The organism is Streptomyces sp. NPDC020422 (assembly GCF_044386705.1).
Lineage (GTDB): Bacteria > Actinomycetota > Actinomycetes > Streptomycetales > Streptomycetaceae > Streptomyces.
In genome coordinates, this window is record NZ_JBIRVJ010000010.1 from 324,056 (window position 1) to 342,216 (window position 18,161).

The following is an 18,161-nucleotide window of genomic DNA, read 5'->3' on the forward strand; positions in this document are numbered from 1 at the left end:
CCTCAACGGAGAGCCCCCCATGTCGACGACGACGGTCATCACGAACATCGCCACCCTGGTCACGAACGACCCGAACCAGGGCGACGGTTCGCCGCTCGGCCTGCTGACGAACGCCGCGCTGGTCCTGGCGGACGACAAGGTCGCCTGGACCGGCCCGGCCGCGAAGGCCCCCGCGGCCGACCGCCGGGTCGACGCGCAGGGCCGCGCCGTGATCCCCGGCTTCGTCGACTCCCACTCCCACCTCGTCTTCGCGGGCGACCGCACCGCCGAGTTCAACGCCCGCATGTCCGGCCGGCCCTACCAGGCCGGCGGCATCCGCACGACGGTCGCCGCCACGCGCGCGGCGACGGACGCGGAGCTGTCGGCGAACGTGGCGCACTACATGAAGGAGGCCCTGCAGCAGGGCACGACCACCTTCGAGACCAAGTCCGGCTACGGCCTGACGGTCGAGGACGAGGCCCGCGCCCTGCGCATCGCGGCCGAGCACACGGACGAGGTCACGTACCTGGGCGCGCACATCGTCTCGCCGGACTACGCGGACGACCCGGCGGCGTACGTGGACCTCGTCACCGGGGAGATGCTGGAGGCCTGCGCCCCGTACGCCCGCTGGGTGGACGTGTTCTGCGAGAAGGGCGCGTTCGACGGCGACCAGGCGCGGGCGATCCTGACGGCGGGCAAGGCGAAGGGCCTCCTCCCGCGCGTCCACGCCAACCAGCTGTCGTACGGGCCGGGCGTGCAGCTCGCGGTCGAGCTGGACGCGGCGAGCGCGGACCACTGCACGCACCTGACGGACGCGGACGTGGACGCGCTGGCCTCCGGCAACACGGTGGCCACGCTGCTCCCCGGCGCGGAGTTCTCCACCCGGGCGCAGTGGCCGGACGCCCGACGCCTCCTGGACGCGGGCGTGACGGTGGCGCTGTCCACGGACTGCAACCCCGGCTCGTCCTTCACGTCCTCGGTACCGTTCTGCATCGCGCTGGCGGTCCGCGACATGCGGATGACCCCCGACGAGGCCCTCTGGTCCGCCACGGCCGGCGGCGCGGCGGCCCTCCGCCGCACGGACGTGGGCCACCTCACCCCCGGCTCCCGAGCCGACCTGACCGTCCTCGCCGCCCCGTCCCACGTCCACCTGGCCTACCGCCCGGGCGTGCCGCTGGTGTCGGAGGTCTGGCGCAAGGGCGCCCGGGTGGCCTGACGGCCTCGGCGCCGGCCTTGCCGTTCCCGATACCGGGCGTCCCGGACGGGTCGTCGGCAAGGCCTGCGCCGCGCGGAGTTCACTCCTCGACGGTCAGTCCCCTGCGGAGCCGTGCGAGGGTGCGGGAGAGCAGGCGGGAGACGTGCATCTGGGAGATGCCGAGTTCCTCGCCGATCTCCGACTGGGTGAGTCCCGCGGTGAAGCGCAGGGAGAGGATGCGGCGTTCACGCGCGGGCAGGGAGGCGATCATCGGCTTGAGGGACTCGACGTACTCGATGCCCTCGATGCCGTGGTCCTCGTAGCCGAGCCGGTCGGCGAGCGTGGCGCCCTCGGCGTCGGACTCCTCGGGCGGGGCGTCGAGGGAGCTCGCGGTGTAGGCGTTGGCCGCGGCCATGCCCTCGACGACCTCCTCGGCGCGGATGCCGAGCTCCTGGGCGAGCTCCTCGACGGTGGGGGCCCGGTCAAGGCGCTGGGCGAGTTCGTCGCCGGCCTTGGCGAGGTCGATGCGGAGCTCCTGGAGCCTGCGCGGGACGTGCACCGACCACGAGGTGTCGCGGAAGAAGCGCTTGATCTCGCCGATGATGGTCGGCATCGCGAAGGTGGGGAACTCGACGCCGCGGGCCAGGTCGAAGCGGTCGATCGCCTTGATGAGGCCTATGGTGCCGACCTGGACGATGTCCTCCATGGGTTCGCTGCGGGAGCGGAACCGCGAGGCGGCGAACGTGACCAGGGCCAGGTTGAGTTCGATCAGGGTGTTGCGGACGTACGCGTACTCGTGGGTGCCCTCTTCCAGGTCGCCCAGGCGGGCGAAGAGGGTCTTGGACAGCGCGCGCGCGTCGTGCGGCGCGATCTCGTCCGCGGGCGGGATCTCCGGGAGATCCGCGAGCTCGGTGCGCTCCGGGACGTCGAGCCGGGGTGACATGGTCTCCTCCATCATTTGTTTCTCGCTGCGGTTTGCGGCGCCTCCAAGCCGGCCATACGGAACGTGTCCTACTAGCCCTACCCGGTCGCCCCCGATGGTTGCAAGTGGCAATTGTCCGCTTCATGTGCATATGCGGTGGAGCTTGTGTGCGGTGAGCGGGTCCGCACTTGTATGGTTCGAGGCATGTACCGCGAGCAGATCGGCAGCGCACCTGGGCGGTTTCGGGTCGAGGTCCGGACCATGGGGGCGAGCGAGGTGCTCACCCTGGTGGGTGAGCTCGATCACCACACCGCCGAGCTGTTGCGTGTGCCACTCGAGCGCGCCCTCGACGAGGGTCGGTCGCGCCTCGTGCTCGACTGCTCACGGCTCGAGTTCTGCGACTCCAGCGGGCTCAACGTGCTGCTCGTCGCGCGACTGAGGGCGGAGGCCGCCGGCGGCGGGATCCACCTGGCCCGGATGCGGCCGGTCGTGGCCCGGGTCTTCGAGATCACGGGCGCGGAGGCGGTCTTCACCGTCCACGACTCCCTCGAATCGGCGCTCCCCGGCTGAGCGCGCGTCGCCGCGACCGGCGCCCCGCGCCCCGGCCCTCTGTCCTGAACTCGTGAATCGGCTGAAACGGTGAGGTGAAGCGTTGAAGGAGACCGCCTCCGGCGACCTCGAGGTCCGCACCCTCGCCCTCGGGGCGGCCAGCGGCACCGTGCCGCTGGCGCGTGACTTCACCCGTCAGGCGCTCTACGACTGGGGCTGGCTGCCCGCCGCCACCGCCGACCGCCGCGCCGCCGCCGAGGACGTCCTGCTCGTGGTCTCCGAGCTCGTCACCAACGCCTGCCTGCACGCCGAGGGCCCCGAGAGCCTGCGCGTGCTGCGGCTCGCCGGAGTGCTGCGCCTCGAAGTCGCCGACCGCGGCGCCGGCCAGCCCGCCCCACGCACCCCGCACCGCGCCGGACGGCCCGGCGGACACGGCATGTTCATCGTCCAGAGACTCTGCCGCGCCTGGGGCATCGACCGCACGCCTGGCGCCCCCGGCAAGACGGTGTGGGCCGAACTGGGCGCCCCCGCATAGGACTTTCACTTCCCTCTCTCTTCCCTCCACAGGGCCCCCGGCGTACCTTGACGGCCAATCTGATAGGTCGTCAGTAACCGTGCGGTGAGGGGTGCTCGAAGTGCCGAACCGGAGGAGAACGGCCGCCGCGACGGCGGCGATGACGGTGGCGGGCGCGGCGGTCCTGCTCACCGCCCCCGCGGCCCAGGCCGCGGTCGTCGACGTCGACTACGCCTGCGTGACGAAGATCGGCCCCAAGGGCGCCGTCTCGCCCGTCGGCATCACCGCCGTCAAGAACGGCGGCTCGTACACCATCACCATGTCCTTCGAGAAGGGCGTCTCCGACAGCCCCGTCGAACTCCCGAAGGGCGTGATGACCCCGCGCGCCGAGCTCGTCGTCGGCGGCGCGGACAGCGGCAGGGTCCAGGTCAAGGGCGCGCCCAACACCGCCGCCATCCCGCCGAACACCCCCATCAAGATCGGGAAGTTGACGGGGACGTACACCCCGAAGAAGAGCGGCAAGGTCACCTTCACGGCCGGGGTCCTCACCGTCCACGCCCTCGGCATGGACGCCGCCACCTGCACCCCCAAGAACAACCCGGCACCCGCCCTCGAACTCGACGTCACGGCCGCCGGCGGCGGCGACTCCGAGGGCACCGGCGGCCAGGGCGGCTCGGGCGATTCCGGCGGCGGTGCCGGGACCCTGCCCAAGACCGGTCCGCTCGACTCGGCGGCAGCCCTCGGCACCCTCGGCGGCACCGTGCTGCTGACCGGCGCGGCCGGGGTGCTCTGGCTCACCCGGCGCACGGCGCGCTGATGCGGACGGCGTGGGCCGGGACCGGAGCCGCCGCGCTCGCCCTCCTCGGGGCGGTCGCCGCGGCACCCGCGCCCGGCTGGACGGCGGCGCCCGCCGCGGGGCGCCCGTACGTCTACCTGGAGGGCGCAGCGGGCAGCGTGCTCCAGGACACCCTGTCCGTCACCAACCCGGGCGCCCGCCCGCTCACCGTCCGGCTCTCCGGCCAGGGCGCGCCCGTCGCCTTCGCGTCGCGGAGCGTCACCGTGCCGCCCAGGACCCGCGCGGACGTGCCCTTCGCGGTCACCGTCACCGCCGACACCCCGCCCGGCGAGCACCGCGGCACGATCCGGGCCGGCGCGGCGGGCCGGGAGGCCGTCGTCCCGCTCCATCTGCGGGTCAGCGGGCCGCGGCTCGCCGCGCTCACCGTCGAGGACGTCCGCGTCGACCGCTCCGGCACCCTGCACTACACGCTCGTCAACCGCGGCAACACCCTCCTCGCCCCGCGCCTGGCCGTCCGCGCCGACGGCGCCCTCGGCCGCCGCCTCGTCGACCGGCCGGAACGCCCGCTGCCGCTGACCCTGCGGCCCGGCGAGCGGGCGGCCCGCACCGAACCCTGGCCCGACCCGCCCGCCCTGGACTCGGTCACCGTCCGTCTGACGGCCACCGCCGCGGGCGCCGTCCCCGCGACCGCCGCCGCGGACACCGTCTTCGCCTCCGCGGCGGGCGTCGGCGCCGCGGCCGCCGCCCTGCTCGGGACGGCCGGCGCGACCGCGTACGCGATACGGAGGAAGCGATGAGGCCGACGGAGCCGATGAGGCCGAAGGGGCCGACGGGGCCGGCGCGTACGGGAGCGGCCCTCGCCCTGCTCGCCGCGCTGCTGCTCGCCCTGCTGCCCACCGCCGCCGAGGCCGCCGATGCCGCCGAGGCCGCCCCGAAGGTGGCGCTCTCGCAGAGCAAGGGCGGCAAGGGCGGCGAGATCACCGTCAGCGGCTCCGGCTGGAAGCCGGGCGCCCTGCTGATGCTGCTGATCTGCGGCCAGTCCGCGCCCGGAAAGGGCGTCATCGGCGGCACCAACTCCTGCGCGAACACCGACGGCAGGGCCGCCACCGTCGGCGCCCAGGGCTCCTTCAGCCAGAAGCTGCCCGTCGCCGAACCGCCCAAGCCCTGCCCCTGCGTGGTCCACGTCGCCGGGGTGACCGGGCAACAGGACGCCGTGGACACCGCGTTCACCGTCGCCGGGCACCCGACCGCCCCGCTGCCCGAGCCGTCCGGCGGCGGGCGGCTCGCCGTGCTCGCCTCCGTGCGGCTCGAAGGGTCCAGCGGCGTCCTCGTCTGGTTCGGCGCGCCCGCCCGCCGCGAGGTGGTCTTCACCGTCGGCAACCTCGGCCAGACCCCCGTCAAGGACCCGGTCTTCGAGGTCGGCACCAGCCACGGCGTCTTCTCCCCGCAGTACGAGGAGCGGCAGTGGCGCGGCACCCTGCAGCCCGGCCGCAAGGCACTGGTCAGGCTGCCCGTCGAACTGACCGCGGGCGCCCACGGCGACTACCAGGTGTCCGTACGGTACGGCGGCAAGGTGCTGGTCGAGCAGCCCTGGGGCGTCGGGCGGCCGTGGGGCGTCCTGCTCTTCTGGCTGCTGCTCGCCGTCGTCGTCCCGGCCGCGCTCTTCCGCATCGGCATGGCGGTCGTCGACCGCACGAGGCCGGCGGGCGGCCGGCGCCCGAGCACGCGGCAGCGGCCGCACCGGCTGCCGGAGCGCGCCCCCCTCCCCGTACCGCCGGCGTCCGCCGGTGACGAACCGACCGCGGTCCTGCCGTGGTTCACCCCCCGATCCGCACCGTCAGAGAACAGTCCGACGACGAAGGGACAGTCGTGAGCACGACACGCACGACCCGGAGGACGCTCGCGGCGGGCGTCGCGCTGATGCTCGGCGGCGCGGGAATCCTGCTGACCGCGAGCCCCGCGCTGGCCGCCGAGGTCTCCTACAAGACCGAGTGCATCCCGCCCTCGATCTCCGGCCTCCCACCGGTGCAGGGCACCACCAAGGTGCAGATCACCGCACCCGCGGAGGCGAAGGTGGGCGACGAGGTGGAGGTGGTCTGGAAGACGGTCGAGGCCGCTTCCAAGAACCCCGACGTCCTCGACCTGGACAAGGACACCGTGAAGCCGAGCGGCACCGTCAGGCTCGGCGGCGCGGCGAGCGGCACCCTGTCGATGGAGGGCCCGCGGCAGAACCCGCCGATCAAGAAGAACAGCCCGATGGTGCTGCCGGACATGAAGGGCAAGCTGAAGCTGGAGAAGGCCGGCGAGATCACGCTGACGCCGGACAAGTACACGATCAACGTGTCCAAGCCGCTGTCGACGGACACGAAGTGCTCGCCGAAGGAGACGGTCGGGGTCGCGGCCACGATCAAGGTCACCGCCGGGGGAGGCACGACGTCGGGCGGCGGTACCACCTCGGGCGGCTCGACCACCTCCTCGGGCGGAACCACCTCGGGCGGCTCCACGACCACCTCGGGCGGGACGACGTCGGGTGGCTCGACCACCACGTCCGGCGGCTCCACGACGACCTCCGGTGGAACCACCTCCGGCGGAACCACCTCCGGCGGAACCACCTCCGGCGGAACCACCTCCGGCGGAACCACCTCCGGCGGAACCACCTCCGGCGGAACCACCTCCGGCGGCTCCACGACGACCTCCGGCGGCGGCACCTCCGGCGGGGGCGGCGGGCAGACCGACTTCCCCGGCAAGCAGGTCACGGTGAACCTGGCCTGCCAGTCTCCCGGCCCCGCCGCGATCACCTCCAAGGTGACCATCAACGCCAAGAAGAGCGGCGGCTCGTACGCCCTGACCGTGAAGACCGCCAAGGGCGTCATGAACAGCCCGGCCCCGCTCCCCGCGGGCGCCCTCAAGCCGTCCATGGCGGTGAGGCTCGGCGGAGCCGACAGCGGCACCGTGACCGTCACGGGCGCCGCCAACCCGGCTCCGCTGGAGATGGGCAAGCCGGTCGACCTGACCGACATGACCGGCACGTACAAGCCGGGCGCGAGCGGCAAGGCCACGCTCAGCCCCGGCAAGCTGACCATCAACGTCTCGCTCGGCGGCTCGGTGATCGTCATCCCCTGCGAGGTCAAGGGCAGCGCCCCGGTCTCCCTGGAGCTCGACACCACCAAGCAGGCCGGCGGCGCCTCCGGGGGCGGCGGCAGCAGCTCCACCTCGGGTGGCTCCACCTCCGGCGGCGGCGACCTCGCCCAGACCGGCGCGGAGGACACCGGCGCCCTGCGCGCCCTCGCCCTCGTGGCGGGCACGGTGATCCTGCTCGGCGGCGCGGTCTTCACCTTCACGCCGTGGGCGCGGCTGCGGCGCTAGGAGAGCGCGGAAACGGCGGAGGGCCGCCGCACCGGTTCGGTGCGGCGGCCCTCCGTGCGTCCGTGGGGCGCGGGTGCGTCAGTGGACGTCGCCCATGAGCGCCTGGACCTTGTTGCGGTACATGTAGATCGCGAATCCGGCGATCACGGCCAGCGCGGCCTGCAGGGCGATGATCCCGGTTCCGTTCAGGTCCACGCCCGCGATGGAGAGCAGACCCGTGGTGCAGTCACCGGCGGTGACGGCGAGGAACCAGACACCCATCATCTGCGAGGCGTACTTCTTCGGCGCCATCTTCGTCGTGACGGAGAGGCCGACCGGGGAGAGGCACAGCTCACCGATGGTCTGGATCATGTAGATCGAGACGAGCCACATCGGGGAGACCTTGGTGCCGTCGCCCGCCATGTTCATCGGGATGATGAAGATGAAGAAGGACGCGCCGACCAGGACGATGCCCATCGCGAACTTCACGATGGTGTTGGGCTCCTGGTTCCGGCGGGCCAGCCACAGCCACAGCCAGGCGAAGACCGGGGCCAGCGCCATGACGAACAGCGGGTTCAGGGACTGGTACCAGGTGGCGGAGAAGCCGAGGCCGAAGACGGTGTCGGCGGTCTTGTCGTCGGCGAACAGCGACAGGGTCGAGCCACCCTGGTCGTAGATCATCCAGAAGACGGCGGCGGCGACGAAGAACCAGATGTAGCCGGTCACCCGCGACTGCTCGGTCTTGTCGAGGTCCTTGTCGCGCTTGATGCGGGCGAGGACGGCGACCGGGATGATCAGGCCGGCGAGGGTGAGCGGGACCAGCGCCCAGTTCAGGGTGTACAGGCCCAGGGCGACGACGGCGCCGTAGAAGGCGGCGGCGAGGACCAGGACGAGGCAGACCTTGACCAGGATGCCCTTGCGCTCCTCGGGCGTCAGCGGGTTCGGGACCTCGCTGCTCTTCGGGTTGAGGCTCTTGCCGAAGGCGAGGAAGACGGCCAGGCCCAGGCCCATGCCGACCGCGGCGAGCGCGAAGCCGACGTGCCAGTTGACTTCCTTGCCGATCGTTCCGATGAGGAGCGGGGCGACGAAGGCACCGAGGTTGATGCCGACGTAGAAGAGGGTGAAGCCACCGTCACGGCGCGGGTCGTCCGGGCCGTTGTAGAGGTGGCCGACCATCGTGGAGATGTTGGCCTTGAGCAGACCGGAGCCGACGGCGACGAGCGCCAGACCCACGAAGAACATCGCCTGCCCGGGCAGGGCCAGCGAGATGTGACCACCCATGATCACGAAGCCGGCGATGGCGACCGTCTTGCGGGCACCCCAGACACGGTCGCCGAACCAGCCACCGGGCATGGCCATCAGGTAGACCATCGACACGTACACGGAGTAGATCGCCGTGGCCGTGGCGGCCGTCATCGCCAGACCGCCGCCCTGGCTGCCCTTGGCGGCGTCGACGCCACCGGAGACCAGGTAGTAGACCAGCAGGGCCCGCATTCCGTAGTAGGAGAAGCGCTCCCACATCTCGGTGAAGAAGAGGGTGGTCAGGCCGCGGGGGTGGCCGAGGAACGTCTTCTGGTACCGGGGAACTCCGGTCGAAGCCGTCGTCAGGCTGGACGCCATGTCGATCCTTGCTCTGTCGGGACGCTCGCTTCGTGAGCGGGGGCGCCCGGTGGGGGAGGCCGGCACCGGGGAGGTGCGGTCGCACCTCTCCGGGATCCACGCCCTGACGCGTCGTCGCGCCGTCGGACCCGGCCCACAGGTCATTCAGCGTTCCCAAGGCTGCCGGAGCACACCTTGTGCAGAAAAGAGACCCTTGGCGCACCAACACGGCCAAAGGTCCCCGATTACCGCTACAGAACACTCGACACCATACGACACGACAGTGCCGGATATGGAAGGACTTGAGAGATGGATCACAGGTGGCGGCGGAACCAACTTCCTTCATTCGAAGGTCATCAGCAGGTTACGGTCCAAGATCCACAGGCTCGGCACGGGGCCGGTGGATCACGCCCCGGCACCGTCGCCGACCGGACTACCATCACTCCATGACCCGTGTACTGCTCGCCGAGGACGACGCCTCCATCTCGGAACCGCTGGCCCGCGCCCTGCGGCGGGAGGGCTACGAGGTCGAGGTGAGAGAGGACGGCCCGACCGCCCTCGACGCCGGACTCCAGGGCGGGGTCGACCTGGTCGTGCTCGACCTGGGCCTGCCCGGCATGGACGGCCTGGAGGTCGCCCGGCGGCTGCGTGCCGAGGGCCACACCGTGCCGATCCTGGTCCTCACCGCCCGCGCCGACGAGGTCGACACCGTCGTCGGGCTCGACGCCGGCGCCGACGACTACGTCACCAAGCCCTTCCGGCTCGCCGAGCTCCTCGCCCGCGTCCGGGCCCTGCTCCGGCGCGGCGCCACCGAGCCCGCCGCCGCGCCCACCACCCACGGCGTGCGGATCGACGTCGAGTCGCACCGCGCCTGGATGGGCGACGAGGAGCTCCAGCTCACCGCGAAGGAGTTCGACCTGCTGCGGGTCCTGGTCCGCGACGCGGGCCGGGTCGTCACCCGTGACCAGCTGATGCGCGAGGTCTGGGACACCACCTGGTGGTCCTCCACCAAGACCCTCGACATGCACATCTCCTGGCTCCGCAAGAAGCTCGGCGACGACGCGGCGAACCCCCGCTACATCGCCACCGTCCGGGGCGTCGGCTTCCGCTTCGAGAAGAGCTAGGCCCCGACCCCGTGCGCCGCCGCCTGATCAACTCCACGCTCGCCGTGGTGCTCGTCGTGATCGCCGTCTTCGGGGTCTCCCTGGTGATCGTCGAGTCCCGCACCATCTCCAACAGCGCCCAGGAGAGCGTGGACTCCGAGGCGCTGCGGCTCGTCTCCATCGTCGACAGCCGGCTCATCGGCGGGGAGCCGGTCAATCCGGACATCCTGGCCGAGCAGAGCGGCGCCAAGCGCTACGCCCGGATCACCATCCCCGGCCGCGCCCCCATCGAGATCGGCAGCCGCCCCGGCGGCGAGGTCATCAGGGGCCTGGCCGAGGGCGAGCGCGGCGAGACGGTCACCGTGGAGGAGGCCCGCTCGGTCGTCACCGACGAGGTGGCCCGCACCCTGATGATCATCGCCACGGTGGCGCTGCTGTGCGTCGTGGCGGCCGTCCTGCTCGCCGTACGGCAGGCGAACAAGCTGGCCTCGCCGCTCACCGACCTCGCCGAGACCGCCGAGCGGCTCGGCTCCGGCGACCCGCGGCCCCGGCACAAGCGGTACGGAGTCCCCGAGCTCGACCGGGTCGCGGACGTCCTCGACGCCTCCGCCGAGCGGATCGCCCGGATGCTCACCGCCGAGCGCCGGCTCGCCGCCGACGCCTCCCACCAGCTCCGTACGCCCCTCACGGCGCTCTCCATGCGCCTGGAGGAGGTCGCCATGGCCGACGAGCTCGACACGGTCAGGGAGGAGGCGACGATCGCGCTCACCCAGGTGGAGCGGCTCACCGACGTGGTCGAGCGGCTGCTCACGAACTCCCGCGACCCCCGTACCGGCTCCGCCGTCGCCTTCGACCTGGACGAGGTCATCAAGCAGCAGATCGAGGAGTGGCGCCCCGCCTACCGCAGCGCAGGCCGGGCCATCGTGCACTCCGGCAAGCAGGGCATGCGGGCCGTGGGCACCCCGGGCGCGGTCGCCCAGGTCCTGGCGGCGCTCATCGAGAACTCGCTCATGCACGGCGGCGGCACGGTCGCCCTGCGCACCCGGGTGACCGGCAACCAGTCCGTGATCGAGGTCACCGACGAGGGCCCGGGCGTCCCCGCCGACCTCGGGGCGCGGATCTTCGAGCGGGCGGTCAGCGGGCGCAGCTCCACGGGCATCGGCCTCGCCGTCGCCCGGGACCTCGCGGAGGCCGACGGCGGGCGGCTGGAGCTGCTCCAGCAGCAGCCGCCGGTGTTCGCCCTCTTCCTCGGCCGCGAGGTCCGCAGCCGCACGGAGCCGGAAGCGGAACGCCCGGTCCGCTGAGCGGACCGGGCACGGAGGGGCGACCAGGGGCTACCAGGGGCGTGACGGGGGCGGACCGGGCCGGTCCGGCCCCTGTCAGACCCGGTCAGACGCGGTCGGGCTGCTTGCGGGAGGCCTGGCGGGGCGCCTGCTCCAGGAAGGACTCGGCGGTCTGCACCGCCTCCTTCGCGGGCAGCGCCTTGAAGACCCAGGTGCGGTAGGACCAGAAGCGGAACAGCGTCGCGACACCGATGCCGAAGAACTTGAAGAAGTTGCTCGCCAGCGGGGTGTCCCAGCCGAAGCCGTACGTCGCCGCGTAGAGCACGCCGTTCTCGATCACCATGCCGACCAGGCTGAACAGCAGGAACAGGGTGAGTTCCTTGGTCCGCCCGGACTTGTCGCGGTCGCGGTACGTGAAGTAGCGGAACCCCACGTAGTTGAAGGCGATCGCCACCACCGTGGCGATGATGCTCGCCCTGACCACGGGGAGCTCGGTCAGGTGGCGGACCAGGTTGAAGACGGCCAGGTTCACCAGGACGCCGAGTCCGCCGACCACACCGAACTTCGCGACCTCGCGGACGAGCCGGTCCACTCGCATGCGCAGCGCGCCGGGTTCACTCATCGTGATGGCTCTGTCCCGTCCGTATCGGATGTCCTCCGGCCGACGCCCGGACGGCGCCAACCAAACCATGCTAACCAGCCCTCCTGTCGACCGCCCGTGTTGCGGACGATCCGTGTGCGAGCCCACTCCGGGCTGTGACAAAACACAGCCGGACGAGTGTCCGCAACTTGTGCGGATACCCTAAGAGGGTGACGTTCCCGGTAGTCGGCATGGTCGGCGGCGGTCAGCTCGCCCGTATGACCCACGAGGCGGGTATCCCCCTCGGCCTGAAGTTCAAGCTCCTCAGTGACACCCCGCAGGACTCGGCGGCCCAGGTGGTCAGCGAAGTCGTCATCGGCGACTATCGCGACCTGGACACGCTGCGTGACTTCGCGCGCGGCTGCGACGTGATCACCTTCGATCACGAGCACGTGCCCGCGGAGCACCTGGCGGCCCTGGAGGCGGACGGCGTCGTCGTCCGCCCAGGCCGTGCGGCCCTCGCGCACGCCCAGGACAAGGGGGTGATGCGGGCGAAGCTCGACGAGATCGGCGCGCCGAGCCCGCGGCACCGCCTGGTCGCGGACCCGGCCGACGCGGCGGCCTTCGCCGCCGAGGGCGACGGGTTCCCGATCATCCTGAAGACCGTGCGCGGCGGCTACGACGGCAAGGGCGTCTGGTTCGTGCGCTCCGAGGCGGACGCCCACGACGCCTTCAAGGCGGGCGTGGCGGTCCTCGCCGAGGAGAAGGTCGACTTCGCGCGCGAGCTCGCCGCGAACATCGTCCGCTCCCCGCACGGGCAGGCCGTCGCCTACCCCGTCGTGGAGTCCCGGCAGGTCGACGGGGTCTGCGACACGGTGATCGCACCGGCGCCCGACCTCTCCGACGAGCTGGCGGGCCAGGCGCAGGAGCTGGCCCTGCGGATCGCCAAGGAGCTGGACGTGGTCGGCCACCTCGCGGTCGAGCTCTTCGAGACCCGCGACGGCCGCATCCTCGTCAACGAGCTCGCCATGCGCCCGCACAACTCGGGGCACTGGACCCAGGACGGCGCGGTCACCTCGCAGTTCGCCAACCACGTCCGTGCCGTCCTCGACCTTCCGCTGGGCGACCCGCGCCCCCGCGCGAAGTGGACCGTGATGTGCAATGTTCTCGGTGGCGACTTCCCGGACATGTACTCCGCGTACCTGCACTGCATGGCCAGGGATCCGCAGCTGAAGATCCACATGTACGGCAAGGACGTGAAGCCCGGTCGCAAGGTGGGCCACGTCAACACCTACGGCGACGACCTGGACGAGGTGCTGGAGCGCGCCCGCCACGCCGCCGACTACCTGCGAGGGACGATCGTTGAGTAATCCGCTCATTGGCATCGCGATGGGGTCCGACTCGGACTGGTCCGTCATGGAGGCCGCGGCGCAGGCCCTGGACGAGTTCGAGATCGCGTACGAGGTGAACGTCCTCTCCGCGCACCGGATGCCGCGCGAGATGATCGCGTACGGCGAGCAGGCGGCCGAGCGCGGGCTGAAGGCGGTCATCGCGGGTGCGGGCGGCGCCGCCCACCTGCCGGGCATGCTCGCGTCGGTCACCCCGCTGCCCGTCATCGGCGTCCCGGTGCCGCTGAAGTACCTCGACGGGATGGACTCGCTGCTCTCCATCGTGCAGATGCCGGCCGGCGTCCCGGTCGCCACCGTCTCGGTCGGCGGCGCCCGCAACGCGGGCCTCCTCGCGGCCCGGATCCTCGCCGCGCACGATCCCGAACTGCTCGCCCGTATGCAGGAGTTCCAGCAGGAGCTGAACGACCAGGCGACCGAGAAGGGCAGGCGCCTGCGGGCCAAGGTCGAGGGTGCGGAGTCCTTCGGGTTCGCCCGATGAGCGCGGCCGACCGCCTCGCGGAGGCGCGCGGACTGCTCGCCTCCGCCCCCGTGGTCGACGGGCACAACGACCTGCCCTGGGCGCTGCGCGAGCACTGCGGCTACGACCTCGACAAGCTCGACATCGCCGGGGACCAGTCCGGCGCCCTCCACACCGACCTCGCCCGTCTCCGGGCGGGCGGTGTGGGGGCCCAGTTCTGGTCGGTCTACGTGCCGGGCGGACTGGCCGGCGACCACGCGGTGAGCGCCACCCTGGAGCAGATCGACGCCGTCGACCTGCTCCTCGCGCGTTACGGGGCCGACCTGGCGCCCGCGCTGACCGCGGACGACATGGAGGCGGCCCGCAAGGAGGGACGGATCGCGTCCCTCAAGGGTGCCGAGGGCGGCCACTCGATCAACAACTCGCTGGCCACCCTGCGTGCCCTGCACACCCTGGGCGTCCGCTATATGACGCTCACGCACAACGAGAACAACGACTGGGCGGACTCGGCCACCGACGAGCCGAGGCACGGCGGTCTGACGGCCTTCGGCCGCGAGGTCGTCCGCGAGATGAACCGCACCGGCATGCTGGTCGACCTCTCGCACGTGGCGGCGACGACGATGCACGCCGCACTGGACACCACCGCGGCCCCGGTGATCTTCTCCCACTCCTCCTCCCGCGCGGTCTGCGACCATCCGCGGAACATCCCGGACGACGTCCTGGAGCGGCTGCCCGGCAACGGCGGTGTGGCGATGGCGACGTTCGTGCCGAAGTTCATCCTGCAGGCGGCGGTCGAGTGGACGAACCGGGCCGACGAGAACATGCGCGCCCACGGCTTCCACCACCTCGCCACCACGCCCGACGCGATGGCGGTCCACCGCGCCTTCGAGGCCGAGCACCCGCGCCCGATCGCGACGACGGCGACGGTCGCCGACCACCTCGACCACATGCGCGAGGTCGCCGGCATCGACCACATCGGCATCGGCGGCGACTACGACGGCACGGCCTTCACCCCGTCCGGCCTCGACGACGTGGCGGGCTACCCGAACCTGATCGCGGAGCTGCTCGAACGCGGCTGGTCGCACGCGGACCTGGCGAAGCTGACGTGGTCCAACGCGGTACGGGTGCTGCGCGACGCGGAGTCGGTGGCGCGGGAGCAGAGCGCGCTGCGGGGACCGTCCGTGGCGACGATCAAGTCGGTGACCGCGTAAGGCGGTTGACGCCGACCGAACAGCACGCCGAAGGCCCCGCGCCCGCGGGGCCTTCGGCACTTCCGCACCCACCCGAACGGAGCAGCCCGCCGCGCCGGTCCGGCGGGTGGGTGGCACGGTGGACCGTACTGCCTCAGTAGTACGGAGTTGAGCCACCCATGGCAGATCTGCTGGACGATCCCACCACCACGACGTTCACCGTCGCCCACGCCGCGTCCGCGGGCGACCAGGATCCCCCCGAACATCCCCGGCCCCTCGACGAGTCGACCCGTGCGCGCGCCCTGCTCGCGGCGCAGCCGGTCGTCGAGGGGCACACGGAACCGCCCCGCGTGCTCGACCCGGAGGACCTTCCTCCGGTCCGGGCGCCGGAGGCGGGAGCCCAGCTCTGGTCGCTGCGCGTGGGCGCGGACGAGGGCGTGCTCGGCACCCTGCGCCGGATCGACGCGATCCGCGCGCTGGTGGCCGCCTATCCCGAGGAGCTGCGCCTGGCGTACACGACGTCGGAGCTGGCCCACGCCGAGGCGTGCGGCCGGGTGGCCGCCCTGCTCGGCCCGGTGAGCTGGGAGGCGGTCGGCGGTTCCGTCGCCGCGCTCCGGGCGTATCACGCGCTGGGCGTACGGGCGGTCAACCTGACCCGCTACGACCGGTTCGCCCGCGAGGCGGTCCGTGAGATGAACCGCCTCGGCCTGACCGTGGACCTGACGGGGGCCGACCCCGACACCATCCGCCAGACCCTCGCGGTGGGCCGGGCCCCGGTCCTGCTCACCCGCGCGGATCCCGACGGCATGCCGGACGACGTCCTGGGCCTGCTGGGCGAGAACGGCGGCGTGTGCATGGTCCCGGTCACGCCGGACGCGTCGGCGACGGCGGACACCCTGGACCGCGTGCGGGCCCTGGCGGGCCCGGCCTCCCTGGGCCTCTCCCACGCGACCGACCCGGCGGCGGGCTATGCCCCGCTCTTCGCGGAGCTCCTCCGCAGGGGCTGGCCGGCGGGGGACCTGGTGGCGCTGGCGCACGCCAACGCGACCCGAGTCCTCCGCGAAACGGAGTTCCAGGCCAGAACGACCCGCCTGAAAGCCGCCTGAAAAAGGGGCCCGCCGCACCAGCGCCGGGCCCCTCGGCCTGTCCCCCCCGTCCGGGCCGCCTCCACCGGCGAAGCGCGCGCCGCCGGGCCCCCGCCCCTGCGGGCCGCCTCCGCCCGCGGAGTGTGAGCCCCCGCGCCCCTGCCCGTGCGGGGCGCCTCGCCCACCCCCGTGTGGGCCGCCGCGCCCCTGCCCGCGTGGGCCGCCTCCGCCCGCGGAGTGTGGGCAATCGTCCCGCAGGGCGGGACGGGTGGGCACACGGGACGGCGCCCTTAGCGGCGCCTCCGCTCCCAGTGCCTTGACCCGCACCACGACCGCGCCGCACTAGGGGTGCGGGTCAGGGCGCGGGAGCCTAGGCCCGGCAAGGGGCGCCGTCCGTTGTGCCCACCCGTTCCGCCCCAGCGGAACGAATGCCCACAACGGGGTGCGGGCCCACAACGGGGGGCGGGCGCGGCCGGGAGGGTGGGCACCGCCCCAGCGGAACGAATGCCCACAACGGCGGGGCGGGCCGCAGGCCCTCGACGGCGGGGCGTCGCCGCGGTGGGGCGGGTGCGGCCGGTGCGCTCAGGCGCGAGGGCGGCCCATGGCTCGGTAGGTCCAGCCGGCTTCGCGCCAGCGGTTCGGGTCCAGGGCGTTGCGCCCGTCCAGGATCACCGGGGAGGAGACGACCGCCGCCAGCTCCACCGGATCCACCGCCTCGCGGAACTCCCGCCACTCGGTGAGATGGAGCACCACGTCCGCCCCCCGCACCGCCTCGACGACCGAGTCCGCGTACGCCAGCGTGGGGAAGAGCCGGCGCGCGTTCGCCATGCCCTTGGGGTCGTAGACGGTGACCTGGCCGCCCTGGAGATGGATCTGGCCCGCCACGTTCAGCGCGGGCGAGTCGCGCACGTCGTCCGAGTCGGGCTTGAAGGTCGCGCCGAGGACGGCGACCCGCCTGCCGAGGAAGCCCCCGCCCAGCGCCTCCCGCGCCATCTCCACCATGGACGCGCGGCGCCGCATGTTGATGGAGTCGATCTCGCGCAGGAAGGTCAGCGCCTGGTCCGCGCCCAGCTCGCCCGCCCGGGCCATGAAGGCCCGGATGTCCTTGGGCAGGCAGCCGCCGCCGAAGCCGATCCCGGCCCGCAGGAACTTGTTGCCGATCCGCTCGTCGTGCCCGATCGCCTCGGCCAGCTTGGCGACGTCGCCGCCGGCCGCCTCGCAGACCTCCGCCATCGCGTTGATGAAGGAGATCTTCGTGGCCAGGAAGGAGTTGGCGGAGGTCTTCACCAGCTCGGCGGTGGGGTAGTCGGTCACCACGAAGGGCGAGCCCTCCGCCACCGGCACCGCGTACACCGAGCGCAGCAGCTTCTCCGCGCGGGAGCCGCCCTCGTCGGCGCCGACGCCGATCACGATCCGGTCCGGGTGGAGGGTGTCCTGGACGGCGAAGCCCTCGCGCAGGAACTCCGGGTTCCAGGCCAGGTCGACGCCCTCGGGCAGCAGCCCGGCGAGCCGCTGTGCCGAGCCGACGGGCACGGTCGACTTGCCGACGACGAGCGCGCCCTCGCGCACCACGCCGGAGAGCGAGGCGAAGGCGGCGTCGACGTACGACATGTCACACGCGTACTCGCCGTGCTTCTGCGGCGTGTTCACACAGACGAAGTGGACGTCGCCGAACGCGCCGACCTCCTCCCAGGAGGTGGTGAACCGCAGCCGCCCGCTGGAGCCCTCGATCCCGGCGACGTGCTGCGCGAGCAGTTCCTCCAGGCCCGGCTCGTACATGGGGACGCGCCCGGCGGAGAGCATCTCGATCTTCTCGGGCACGACGTCGAGCCCGAGGACCTCGAAGCCGAGCTCAGCCATGGCCGCGGCGTGGGTGGCGCCGAGGTATCCGGTGCCGATCACGGTGATCTTGAGGGCCATGCGGGACTCCCTGTGCGTACGGGCGGGAAATGCCTGCCCGAGCATAGTCGGGGCCTGGATCGCGGCCCGGCCAAGCCCTACGCTTTGGGTTACTTAACGGTAGTTAGCAAAGCGTGGGAGTGAGTGAGCATGGCGGGTTCGGCCAAGGACTTCGACCTGTATCGCCCGTCCGAGGAGCACGACATGCTCCGTGAGTCGGTCCGTGCGCTGGCGGAGGCGAAGATCGCGCCGTTCG

17 protein-coding genes are annotated in these 18,161 nt (G+C 72.4%); 13 read left to right on the forward strand and 4 right to left on the reverse strand.

What is annotated here, in order from left to right:
* Nucleotides 1–19 precede the first annotated feature (19 nt).
* Nucleotides 20–1,195 (forward strand): imidazolonepropionase, encoded by a 1,176-nt coding sequence (hutI, locus tag ACH414_RS27695; RefSeq protein WP_382542177.1) that lies wholly within the window; start codon nt 20–22, stop codon nt 1,193–1,195.
* A 79-nt stretch (nt 1,196–1,274) separates the two neighbouring features.
* Here hutI and ACH414_RS27700 read toward each other — a convergent pair whose 3' ends face one another.
* A complete protein-coding gene (locus ACH414_RS27700) occupies nt 1,275–2,129 on the reverse strand; it encodes an RNA polymerase sigma factor SigF (RefSeq protein WP_382542246.1) in 855 nt (284 codons plus the stop codon).
* A gap of 171 nt (nt 2,130–2,300) precedes the next feature.
* Between ACH414_RS27700 and ACH414_RS27705 the strand changes: the two genes are divergently transcribed.
* From ACH414_RS27705 to ACH414_RS27730, 6 genes are all read left to right on the forward strand, one after another.
* Complete coding sequence (locus tag ACH414_RS27705; RefSeq protein ID WP_382542180.1) at nt 2,301–2,666, forward strand: STAS domain-containing protein; 366 nt, start codon at nt 2,301–2,303, stop codon at nt 2,664–2,666.
* Between the two features lie 82 nt (nt 2,667–2,748).
* On the forward strand, nt 2,749–3,180 hold the full coding sequence (locus ACH414_RS27710; protein ID WP_382542182.1) for an ATP-binding protein: 432 nt from the start codon (nt 2,749–2,751) through the stop codon (nt 3,178–3,180).
* A gap of 100 nt (nt 3,181–3,280) precedes the next feature.
* Nucleotides 3,281–3,976 (forward strand): peptidase, encoded by a 696-nt coding sequence (locus ACH414_RS27715; RefSeq protein ID WP_382542185.1) that lies wholly within the window; start codon nt 3,281–3,283, stop codon nt 3,974–3,976.
* Nucleotides 3,976–4,752 carry a hypothetical protein gene (locus ACH414_RS27720; protein ID WP_382542188.1) on the forward strand — a complete coding sequence of 259 codons (777 nt, stop codon included), beginning with the start codon at nt 3,976–3,978 and terminating at the stop codon, nt 4,750–4,752. The genes ACH414_RS27715 and ACH414_RS27720 overlap by 1 nt, the downstream gene beginning before the upstream one ends.
* Complete coding sequence (locus ACH414_RS27725; RefSeq protein WP_398943778.1) at nt 4,749–5,828, forward strand: hypothetical protein; 1,080 nt, start codon at nt 4,749–4,751, stop codon at nt 5,826–5,828. The genes ACH414_RS27720 and ACH414_RS27725 overlap by 4 nt, the downstream gene beginning before the upstream one ends.
* A gap of 47 nt (nt 5,829–5,875) precedes the next feature.
* Entirely contained in the window at nt 5,876–7,321 is a 1,446-nt protein-coding gene (locus tag ACH414_RS27730; RefSeq protein ID WP_398943796.1) for a hypothetical protein, read from the forward strand.
* 78 nt (nt 7,322–7,399) lie between these two features.
* Here ACH414_RS27730 and ACH414_RS27735 read toward each other — a convergent pair whose 3' ends face one another.
* Nucleotides 7,400–8,920, reverse strand: coding sequence for a peptide MFS transporter (locus ACH414_RS27735; protein WP_382542194.1), 1,521 nt, complete (start codon nt 8,918–8,920; stop codon nt 7,400–7,402).
* 425 nt (nt 8,921–9,345) lie between these two features.
* On the opposite strand from ACH414_RS27735, the gene ACH414_RS27740 reads away from it, so the two are divergent.
* Nucleotides 9,346–10,023 (forward strand): response regulator transcription factor, encoded by a 678-nt coding sequence (locus ACH414_RS27740; RefSeq protein WP_132916780.1) that lies wholly within the window; start codon nt 9,346–9,348, stop codon nt 10,021–10,023.
* Between the two features lie 11 nt (nt 10,024–10,034).
* A complete protein-coding gene (locus tag ACH414_RS27745; RefSeq protein WP_382542197.1) occupies nt 10,035–11,306 on the forward strand; it encodes an ATP-binding protein in 1,272 nt (423 codons plus the stop codon).
* Between the two features lie 85 nt (nt 11,307–11,391).
* On the opposite strand, the gene ACH414_RS27750 is transcribed toward ACH414_RS27745, so the two are convergent.
* Nucleotides 11,392–11,907 (reverse strand): GtrA family protein, encoded by a 516-nt coding sequence (locus tag ACH414_RS27750; RefSeq protein ID WP_398943781.1) that lies wholly within the window; start codon nt 11,905–11,907, stop codon nt 11,392–11,394.
* Between the two features lie 209 nt (nt 11,908–12,116).
* On the opposite strand from ACH414_RS27750, the gene ACH414_RS27755 reads away from it, so the two are divergent.
* From ACH414_RS27755 to ACH414_RS27770, 4 genes are all read left to right on the forward strand, one after another.
* On the forward strand, nt 12,117–13,235 hold the full coding sequence (locus ACH414_RS27755) for a 5-(carboxyamino)imidazole ribonucleotide synthase (protein ID WP_382542252.1): 1,119 nt from the start codon (nt 12,117–12,119) through the stop codon (nt 13,233–13,235).
* 19 nt (nt 13,236–13,254) lie between these two features.
* A complete protein-coding gene (gene purE, locus ACH414_RS27760) occupies nt 13,255–13,752 on the forward strand; it encodes a 5-(carboxyamino)imidazole ribonucleotide mutase (RefSeq protein WP_382542202.1) in 498 nt (165 codons plus the stop codon).
* Nucleotides 13,749–14,942, forward strand: coding sequence for a dipeptidase (locus ACH414_RS27765; RefSeq protein ID WP_382542205.1), 1,194 nt, complete (start codon nt 13,749–13,751; stop codon nt 14,940–14,942). Before purE ends, ACH414_RS27765 begins: the two co-directional genes overlap by 4 nt.
* Before the next feature lie 158 nt (nt 14,943–15,100).
* Nucleotides 15,101–16,027, forward strand: a complete 927-nt coding sequence (locus tag ACH414_RS27770) for a membrane dipeptidase (protein ID WP_382542208.1) — start codon at nt 15,101–15,103, stop codon at nt 16,025–16,027.
* Between the two features lie 561 nt (nt 16,028–16,588).
* Here the strand turns inward: ACH414_RS27770 and ACH414_RS27775 are convergent.
* Entirely contained in the window at nt 16,589–17,926 is a 1,338-nt protein-coding gene (locus tag ACH414_RS27775; RefSeq protein ID WP_382542211.1) for a UDP-glucose dehydrogenase family protein, read from the reverse strand.
* Nucleotides 17,927–18,161: the final 235 nt, after the last annotated feature.